The sequence below is a fragment of the Streptococcus oralis genome, assembly GCF_001578945.1.
GTDB classification, from domain to species: Bacteria; Bacillota; Bacilli; order Lactobacillales; family Streptococcaceae; genus Streptococcus; species Streptococcus oralis_Q.
The window spans coordinates 99088-103126 of sequence record NZ_KQ969552.1; the positions used below are offsets into that span (position 1 = coordinate 99088).

Here is a 4039-nt window from a genome sequence, read left to right on the forward strand (position 1 = left end):
AGGTTGTGGATAGAACTGACGAAGTCAGTACCCATACGAAGCTGACGTGGTTTGAAGAGATTTTCGAAGTGTATTAACTATGTTCGGTGATAAACTTGTAGGCTTCTTGACCAGCGATAGCCCCATCTCCAACTGCTGTTGTCACTTGGCGAAGGTCTTTCTGGCGAACATCCCCAACCGCAAAGATACCGTCAACGGGAGTCTTCATGTGGTTATCTGTCACAATCCAGCCTGTCTGGTCTTGGATATTCAAATCTTTGACAAAATCGCTAACAGGATCCAAACCAACATATATAAAGACACCACCGAAGGCTTGCTCTGTTACTTGACCTGTTTTCACATTTTCAAATACAACTGACTCTACTCGGTTTTCACCTTTGATTTCCTTGACGACAGAGTCCCAGATAAAGTTGACTTTCTTATTAGCAAAGGCACGGTCTTGCAAAACTTTTTGGGCACGAAGTTGATCACGACGGTGAACAATAGTGACAGTCTTAGCAAAGCGAGTCAAGAAGAGAGCTTCTTCTACCGCTGAATCTCCACCACCAACTACCAACAAATCTTGGTCACGGAAGAAAGCACCATCACAGACTGCACAGTAAGAGACACCACGACTGTTCAGTTCTTCTTCCCCGGGAACACCTAAGAGACGGTGTTTTGACCCAGTTGCCACGATGACAGTACGGGTTTCGTAAACTTGATCATCAGTGATTACCTTTTTATAGTCACCCTTGTCTTCAATATTTTCAACATAGCCATAAAGATGTTCCACTCCAAGATTTTCAAGTGGTTCAAACATTTTTTCAGCCAATTCAGGTCCACTGATGTTGGCATAACCTGGATAGTTTTCAATATCAGATGTGTTGTTCATTTGCCCGCCTGGCAGACCACCTTCAATCAAAGCCACTTTCAGATTGCTGCGAGCGGCATATAAGGCAGCGGTCATTCCCGCAGGTCCAGCACCGATAATAATCGTATCGTACATTTCGATTCCTTCTTTCTTGTTGTAACTATCTTTATTCTAACTCATTCTTGCTAGTCACGCAAGGATTATGCCTTGAAAACCAAGAGTAAACTCATGACGGCAAAGGATAACACCGGAACGACCAGAACTCCAATCATAATCATATCATAGAGATGAGCTTGGCGAGCTTTGGCTGTCTTGTCCACACCAGACATGGCTCTCAATCCAATCCAAATCCCCAGAAAAATCACGACAAGGATGGTCGTTAAGATCAAACTCTCGAAATACAAAGAAAATAGATGCAGTAGCATGATCTCTCTCGTTTCTATCTTTTTTAAAGAGTAAACTCAGCTAGTCCAACTAACTGAGTTTTCCTTTTTCTATTATATCAAATATAAGTCCGTTTGTAACTAGCAAAGAATTCTTTTGTCCGTTCTTCTTTCGGATGATTGATGATTTCATCCGGTGTGCCGGACTCGATGATTTTCCCTTTTTCTAGGAATAAAACCTTGTCTGCCACTTGGGCTACAAAAGACATATCGTGACTGACCAAAATCATGGTCTGACCTGACTTGGCAGCATCTGCAATAGACTTTTCTACCTCACCGACCAATTCTGGGTCAAGGGCTGAGGTTGGTTCGTCCAAGAGCAAGACATCTGGTTTCATAGCAAGCGCACGCGCGAGTGCAACCCGTTGCTTTTGCCCACCTGATAAGTGGCGAGGATAATGGTTTTCACGGTCAGAAAGTCCAACCTTAGCCAACTCCTCCTTGGCGATTTTTGTCGCTTCCTCGTCCGATAATTTCTTCACAACAACCAAACCTTCCTTGACATTGTCAAGGGCCGTGCGACGTTCAAACAAATTAAACTGTTGGAAAACCATAGATAACTTGCGACGAAGGGTTAGGATTTCTTCTTGGTTAATCTGAGAAAAATCAACTTTAAAATTGTCAATCTGAATCGTTCCACTATCTGGAGTTTCAAGGTAGTTTAAACTACGAAGAAAGGTTGATTTCCCCGCTCCAGATGAACCAATCAAAGCCACTACCTCACCTTTTTGGATATCCAAGTTCAGATGATCCAAGACAGTTTGTCCTGAAAAGGATTTGCTTAAATTCGAAATCTTAATCATTAACGAAGGTCTCCTTTCACATCTGTAGACACTGTATCCGGCGCTGAGATAGCCATTTTTCTCTCGATGAAACGGCCGAGGCTTTCAATTCCGATATTGACTACCCAATAAACAAGGGCAACGGAGATAAAACGTTCAAAATAGCGATAATCGGCTCCACCTAAAATCTGAGCCTGAGCAAAGACTTCCACAACACCTGCACTAAAGGCAAGTGAAGTCCCTTTGGTCAAACCGATAAGGGAATTAATCAAGGTCGGTGTCGCCACAACGGCCGCATTTGGAATAATCACGCGACGATAAACTTGTGCTCGCGTCATACCTAAACTGCGTGCCGCCTCAATTTCACCTGGATTAACTGAAAGGATGGCTGCACGAATCGTTTCACTTGCATAAGCCGCCTCATTAAAAGCAAAGGCCACAATTGCAAAAATTGCTGCTGGAATCGCATTGATATTGAAACCAGTTCCCAACTGTTGATTGATGGCTTTCAGAGCTAAAGGAATACCGTAGTAGGTCAACATAAGTTGGACTAGGATTGGTGTGCCTTTTAAAAAGCTGACAAAAAAGGCTTGCAAGGGATATAAAATCTTTACTCGATTGATTTTCACAATGGCAAAAATCAAGGCTAGTACTAAACCAAAGAGAGCCCCCCCAAGCGTCAACATCAAGGTTGTCGGCAGTTGTTGGACAATCCTTGGAATTCCATCAAAGACCGAACGCAAACTAAAAAGCTTACCATCCGGAATGAGTTGCATCAAACTTTGGTACCAATCTGATGCTAAAAATGTTGTAACAGTCATAAAAACATCCTCTCCTGATAATGATTCATTCTATCATACTTCTGCTCGCAAGCAAATTATTTGCTACGGGCTGATCAGATTTTGTCTATCTTCTAGTTTATCACACTTTAAAACAGGGAGGCTATATATTTTACCTATCAAGGAGATAAATAAAAACTATCTCAAACCTATCAAGGAGATAAATAAAAACTATCTCAAACCTAAGTCCTCATAGGGTTTTCTATAGCCGATTTGTTTGACAGCACCATTCTCCACCAAAATTGGACGTTTCAATAACATACCATCGCTCGCTAGAAGCTTGGCTGCTTCTTGTTTTGACAAACTTCCCACCTTATCTTTTAGACCCAGTTCACGGTATTTAATCCCGCTAGTATTAAAAAATTGTTTCACTTCAAAACCGGAAGTTTCCAACCAGTTCAAAATCACGTCTTCGCTTGGTGTTTCTTCTACGATGTGGATATCTTGGTATCCCAGTCCAAGTTTATCCAATTCATTTTTTGCTTTCTTACAAGTTGAACACTTTGGGTATTCGATAAATTCTAACATTTTCTTTTCTTTCTATTTTTTATTTTCTTGAAATGCTACACCTTCATGTTGCAAGAGCCAGGCTTTCTTCTCGACTCCCGATGCATAGCCTGTCAAGCGATTGCCTGACCCCAGCACACGATGACAGGGAACGAGTATGGACCAAGGATTGCGCCCCACTGCTCCAGCAATCGCTTGAGCAGAAGCCACCTGCAGGTCTTGCGCTATTTGCCCATAAGTAACTGTCTGACCATAAGGAATGGCCTGTAAGTAAGTCCAGACTCGCTTTTCAAAATCTGTTCCAATAGGAGCCAGAGGCAAGGAAGACAAATCTTGAGCACATCCATCAAAGTAAGTATCTAAATAGGAAATAACTTGCTCTAATACAGGATGACTAACAACTTCTTCTATCGTTTCATCCCCTAATCCCCTCTCAAAATGAGTTTGGTTCTGTACCCAAATGCCATACAGATATTGCTCGTCAGCAACCAAGGATAAGGTTCCAATTGGCGACGGGTAGAGCATTTTTGCGTACTTATTCTGCTTCTATTTTTTTAGTTTCTGATAGGCCAAACGTTCCCCATCAACCGGAACTTTTCCGACCTGCTGAAATCCTAG

General features: G+C 42.2%; 6 protein-coding genes and 1 pseudogene. All 7 read right to left on the bottom strand.

The window, feature by feature from the left end; all coding sequences use genetic code 11:
- Window positions 1-73: 73 nt before the first annotated feature.
- Window positions 74-985, bottom strand: coding sequence for a thioredoxin-disulfide reductase (trxB, locus tag SORDD16_RS05890; protein ID WP_061452714.1), 912 nt, complete (start codon window positions 983-985; stop codon window positions 74-76).
- Between the two features lie 65 nt (window positions 986-1050).
- Entirely contained in the window at window positions 1051-1275 is a 225-nt protein-coding gene (locus SORDD16_RS05895) for a DUF4059 family protein (RefSeq protein WP_000924294.1), read from the bottom strand.
- Between the two features lie 77 nt (window positions 1276-1352).
- Window positions 1353-2096, bottom strand: coding sequence for an amino acid ABC transporter ATP-binding protein (locus SORDD16_RS05900; protein ID WP_061452715.1), 744 nt, complete (start codon window positions 2094-2096; stop codon window positions 1353-1355).
- Complete coding sequence (locus tag SORDD16_RS05905) at window positions 2096-2896, bottom strand: amino acid ABC transporter permease (RefSeq protein WP_061452716.1); 801 nt, start codon at window positions 2894-2896, stop codon at window positions 2096-2098. The genes SORDD16_RS05900 and SORDD16_RS05905 overlap by 1 nt, the downstream gene beginning before the upstream one ends.
- 189 nt (window positions 2897-3085) lie before the next feature.
- Window positions 3086-3442 carry an arsenate reductase family protein gene (locus tag SORDD16_RS05910; protein ID WP_061452717.1) on the bottom strand — a complete coding sequence of 119 codons (357 nt, stop codon included), beginning with the start codon at window positions 3440-3442 and terminating at the stop codon, window positions 3086-3088.
- A 12-nt stretch (window positions 3443-3454) separates the two neighbouring features.
- The gene (locus SORDD16_RS05915; RefSeq protein ID WP_061452718.1) at window positions 3455-3946 is read right to left on the bottom strand and encodes a methylated-DNA--[protein]-cysteine S-methyltransferase; all 492 of its coding nucleotides are present in this window, start codon (window positions 3944-3946) and stop codon (window positions 3455-3457) included.
- A gap of 21 nt (window positions 3947-3967) precedes the next feature.
- Window positions 3968-4039 (bottom strand): annotated as a pseudogene (locus tag SORDD16_RS11875) (GNAT family N-acetyltransferase); the annotation flags it as partial.